The organism is Fibrobacter sp. UBA4309 (assembly GCF_002395745.1).
Lineage (GTDB): Bacteria > Fibrobacterota > Fibrobacteria > Fibrobacterales > Fibrobacteraceae > Fibrobacter.
The window spans coordinates 1-4,808 of the sequence record NZ_DGUN01000053.1; the positions used below are offsets into that span (position 1 = coordinate 1).

At 56.8% G+C, this 4,808-nt stretch carries 4 protein-coding genes; all 4 read left to right on the forward strand.

The window, feature by feature from the left end:
* A partial coding sequence (locus B3M32_RS08225; protein ID WP_290745215.1) for a TCP-1/cpn60 chaperonin family protein occupies nucleotides 1–504 on the forward strand: 504 nt, incomplete at its 5' end.
* A 122-nt stretch (nucleotides 505–626) separates the two neighbouring features.
* Nucleotides 627–1,928, forward strand: coding sequence for a tetratricopeptide repeat protein (locus B3M32_RS08230; protein ID WP_290745218.1), 1,302 nt, complete (start codon nucleotides 627–629; stop codon nucleotides 1,926–1,928).
* A gap of 151 nt (nucleotides 1,929–2,079) precedes the next feature.
* Complete coding sequence (locus B3M32_RS08235) at nucleotides 2,080–3,108, forward strand: fibrobacter succinogenes major paralogous domain-containing protein (RefSeq protein WP_290745221.1); 1,029 nt, start codon at nucleotides 2,080–2,082, stop codon at nucleotides 3,106–3,108.
* A 25-nt stretch (nucleotides 3,109–3,133) separates the two neighbouring features.
* Complete coding sequence (locus B3M32_RS08240) at nucleotides 3,134–4,675, forward strand: family 16 glycosylhydrolase (protein ID WP_290745223.1); 1,542 nt, start codon at nucleotides 3,134–3,136, stop codon at nucleotides 4,673–4,675.
* The last annotated feature ends 133 nt before the right edge of the window (nucleotides 4,676–4,808 follow it).

Below are 4,808 nucleotides of genomic sequence, written 5' to 3' on the forward strand. Positions count from 1 at the left end.
ATCAAGGTCGGTGCCGCTACCGAAGTCGAAATGAAGGAAAAGAAGGACCGCGTCGACGACGCCATGCACGCAACCCGCGCTGCCGTTGAAGAAGGTATCGTTCCGGGTGGTGGCGTTGCCCTCATCCGTGCCGAAAAGGCCATCGACTCCCTCAAGTTCGATAACGACGACCAGAAGACCGGTGCTGCCATCATCCGCCGCGCCATTGAAGAACCGCTCCGCCAGATCGTGCAGAACGCCGGTCTCGAAGGCTCCGTGGTCGTGAACAAGGTCAAGGAAGGCAAGGACGCCTTCGGTTACAACGCGAAGACCGACACCTACGAAGACCTCATCAAGGCTGGCGTCATCGACCCGGCCAAGGTGACCCGCACGGCCCTCAAGAATGCCTCCTCCATCGCCTCGATGATCCTCACCACAGACTGCGTGATCACCGAGAAGAAGGAACCCAAGCCGGCTGCTCCGGCCATGGACCCGGGCATGGGTGGCATGGGCGGCATGATGTAATCGCCTTTTTCATTCTACTCCAAAAAATCCGGTCCGTTAGCGGTCCGGATTTTTTGTATGGATTTTAATTTGCTAGATTGTATTCCATGAATATTCGGATTCCTTCCTTAATTTTAGCTTGTTTGGTTTCCTTGCCCTTTGCAGCCGACCCCCGTATGGAACAGGGCGCACGTTTCGAGGCGAAAGGCGAATACGAGATGGCTCTCGGTGAATACCGCTCGGTGTTGGCCGAAGACCCGAAAAATTCCGAGGCCTACTTTGCCGCCGCCGAAGTCCGCATGAAGATGAAGGACCTTGCCGGAGCACTGGCCAATTACCGCCTTGCGTACAAGTTCCAGCCGACGATGAGCGCCGCCTACGAAGGTGCCGCCAAGGTCTACGAGGCCATGGGCCAGAAGGCCAAGGCCGATGCCGAACGCGCTAAGGATCCGAAGAACAAGCCCGCCGAGGAATCGGTTGCCGAGGCTGCTCCCGCGCCGGTCGAAGAACCGAAGGCTGCACCGGAACCAGTCGCCAAGGCCGCAGAGCCGGCTAAACCGGTGGAACTGCCCAAGGCCCAGGAACCCGCAAAGGCCGAAGAACCGGTCAAGGCTGTCGAAGCCCCGAAGAAAGAAGAACCCGCGAAGGTCGCTGAAGCTCCGAGTGCGGCGAGCAGCGATCCCTTTGAACGCGGAAAAGCCCTTTTGGCAGAAGGCAAGTACAAAGAAGCCGCTCCGGTGTGGCGCGAGATCTTGGCGAAGAAGCCGGGTGATGCCGGTGCGTATTTCTACGCGGGCGTGACCCGTTTCGAGATGGGCGAGTATGACAAGGCCGAATTCAACTTGAAGAAGGGAATCTCGTTCAAGGAACGCGGCAACGATGCCAACTACTACCTGGCTCAGATATACCAGAAGACGGGCAAGGCCGAACTCGAGAAGAAATCCCTTGCCGCCTACCTGAAAAAGGCTGCCCCGGATGGAATGTTCCGCAAGGCTGCCGAAGCCCGTTTCGCGGAGCTGACCGCCGCGCCTGCCGAAACACCGAAGGAAGAATCTGTCGCTGCCGCGGAACCCGCTGCAGAAACTGTTGCCGAACCCGCTGCTCCGGTAGAAACCAAGCCGGCTCCTGCCACGGCCCCGGCCAAGAAAAATTCTGCCATCGCCGATGCTAACATGCTCTTCAAGGCGGGCAGTTTCGAGCAGGCTCTCCAGATGTACAAGGCTTTGCTCGAAACGGACGTGTCGGCGGACGAACGCTATTTCGCGATGCTCCAGATGGGCAACATCTACCGCGAACTCCGCGACTTCCACAGTGCGGTCGTAAGGTACCGCGAAGTGGTGCAGCAGTATCCCGATTCCGACTGGGCGACCGAAGCCGAACGCGCGCTCGAAGATGCCGTGTGGCTCGAAAAGCATGCTTCCGAGCTGCCTCGCCGTACACGATAGCGAATGACGTAAAATATTATACGCATGTCCCGGCCTTTACGCCGGGATTTCCTGTTTTTAAGGCGTATTTGGTGTTGCCGCAATTTCGAGCCTATTGATTTTCTGTTTGGAATAACATAGATTATGGAGGGATGGATTTCAGGAGGTTCTCATGACCGTAAAGAAAGGGTGTATCGTCGCAGTATCTGCCTTGCTCGGCGCAGGGCTTTTCGCCTGTAGCGACAGCAGCAATCCCGGAGTTCCCGAAGGTGACGTGACTGCCGTTAGCGGTACTGACGACGGAGCTGCCATGTCGAAGACGGTGACTTCCGGTGAAGAAGGCGACGCTGTTGCGGCGGAAGAACCGGCGCAAGCGGTTGAAGAAACGGGTGCGGCAGAAGATGTCGCGGGCGATACGGATGGCGTCGCGGACGATGCGGACGACACCGTGTCCCAAGACCCTGCCGCTATAGATTCCGCTGTCTTTGATTCCGTTTTCAACATCCTTTTCCCCGACGGCATTGAAGGAATCGATACGGCCCGCCACGACCCCGACAGCGTAGGCGTGTGGCATTTCTACGATTCCAAGGAATCGCACATGAATCCGGACTTCGCCTACGGCGAGATGACGGACCCGCGTGACGGGATTGTCTACAAGACGACGACAATCGGCGGACAGGTCTGGATGGCCGAGAACCTGAACTACTTCGACATCGAAGGGGCTGCAAGTTCAATCAAGAACGACTGGTGCTACTGGGACAAGCCCGAGAACTGCGAATCGGCGGGCCGCCTCTACACGTGGAACGTGGCGCAGAGAATATGCCCCGAAGGCTGGCGCTTGCCGACGAAGGCGGACTGGGAATCCCTATTGCGCGAAGTCGGGGCCGATTCCTTGAACGAGATTCTATGGAAGGGCTCGAGCAAGCTGAAGTCCGTGAGCGGCTGGGAGAACGAAGGTAACGGTACCGATGACTTCGGCTTTACGGCGCTCCCCGCGGGCATGAAGTTTACCACTAGGACTCAGGACGGATTCACCTATCACGGGTGCTCCGCTCTCATGTGGGCGTCTACGGAAGCCGACGGCGGCGCTGCGGATACCCTGGCTTACCACATGTACCTGGATTGCAGCAACGACAACGCCATCGTGAATACGGTGAGAAAGATCAATGGACTTTCGGTCCGTTGCGTAAAGGATGAATAAAACCTGCAGGGTTTAGGGATTGGTTGTGAAAAAAATCTGTTCAATTGAATCTTTATCGTTTGCGGTGCTGTGCGCCGCGACGCTTTCTTTTGCCGAACCTCCCGCAAACTTCAGCGGCTGGGAATTGGTGTTCGAAGACAACTTTGACGGTACTTCGTTAGACAAGAAAAAGTGGAACCCCACGTACAACTGGGGCCCGACGCACAACCACCGCGCCTACTGCGCCGAAGAGAATGTAATCGTTTCCGACGGTACGCTCAAGCTGAAGGGCGAAAAGAAGGTGCACCCGAATGCCAACGGGAAAAAGGCGAAGTTCAACAACAAGGAAATTCCCGTCGACTACACCTCGGGTGCAATCGATACCAAGAATCATTTCGAAGTGAAGTACGGCTATATCGAAGGCCGCTTCAAGGCCCCGTGGCAAAAGGGAACGTGGCCTGCCTTCTGGACATTGCAAGACGGCTGGCCTCCGGAAATCGACATTCTCGAGATTCCGGCTTCGCGCAAGCAGCACCATTACTACCTGCACTACACGGACCCGAGCTGGTACAACAGTCACGGTTCGGCGTGGGACCACGAGGCCTCTTTCGGCGGTCACAAGGACGACAATACGGACCGCTCCGCCGGCTTCCACAATTACGCCGTGGAATGGGACGAGTCGACGCTCAGTTTCTATTTCGACGACAAGAAGTTTGCCAGCTACAACCGCCCGACAGAAATCAAGCAGCTTTCGGCGCAGTACATCATCGTGAACCTTGCCATCGGTGGCTGGGCGGGTGACGACATCGAAATCACTGCGGACAAGCCCGCGTATTTCGAGGCGGACTGGGTGCGCGTATGGCAGGCCAAGCCGGCGAAGCCCGATACGGTGCGCATCTTCTCGATGAATTTCGGAACCTGCATGGTCAGGACTAGCGAAGACAAGCTTGCGCTGGGTGACTGCAATGGCGACAACGCGATTGCGACCATCACGCCGCTGTCGGGTTCGGCCTACCGCATCAACTTCGGCGATATCTCTCTCGATACCCCGAACGAATCTACGGATGCTGGCGTCACGATGGGCCTATACAAGTGGAATGGCGGCGCTCACCAGAAAGTGGTGATGGAAAAGCAATCTGGCTATGAGGGCTCCGTGGTGCGCATGAAGATGCAGCATAGCGGACATTACTTGCGTGCAACGACCGATGGCGAGCGCGTGGTGCAGAGCTGGGCCGACGATTGGGAATGGAACCAGATGTGGCGTTTGGTGGGCAAGAACGATACCGTGCCTGCGAAGAATGATACTGCGAAGACGGATACCGGTAAGACCGTGCTTCCGTATCTCGGAGATTTTGCAAGCGTGTATGGAACTTCGGTCCATTACGCCGATAATCATTTGTTTGTAGAACTCGGAAGCAAGTTTGTCGATGGTGCGACGGTGCGCATTCTTGACCTGCAGGGGCGCGAGGTGATGCATCGCAGTGCCGTTCGTTCGGCGACATTCGACGTGCAGGCATTGCCTGCGGGCGTTTACCACGTTGCCGTGCAGAATAAAAACCGCACGGAAATCCGGCGGTTCAAGAAATAATCGAATTGCAAATAAAAACGCCTCTCTGCGGAGAGGCGTTTTTTTGTGAAAGATCTTAGACGACCTGGACGAGCAATCCCTTGAGGTACTGCCCTTCGGGGAAGGCCGTGTTCACGGGATGGTCGGCGGGCTG

What these genes read in the sequence shown, in the direction of transcription:
- B3M32_RS08235 (WP_290745221.1), top strand. Translation starts at nt 2,080, where the DNA reads ATGACCGTAAAGAAAGGGTGTATCGTCGCAGTATCTGCCTTGCTCGGC.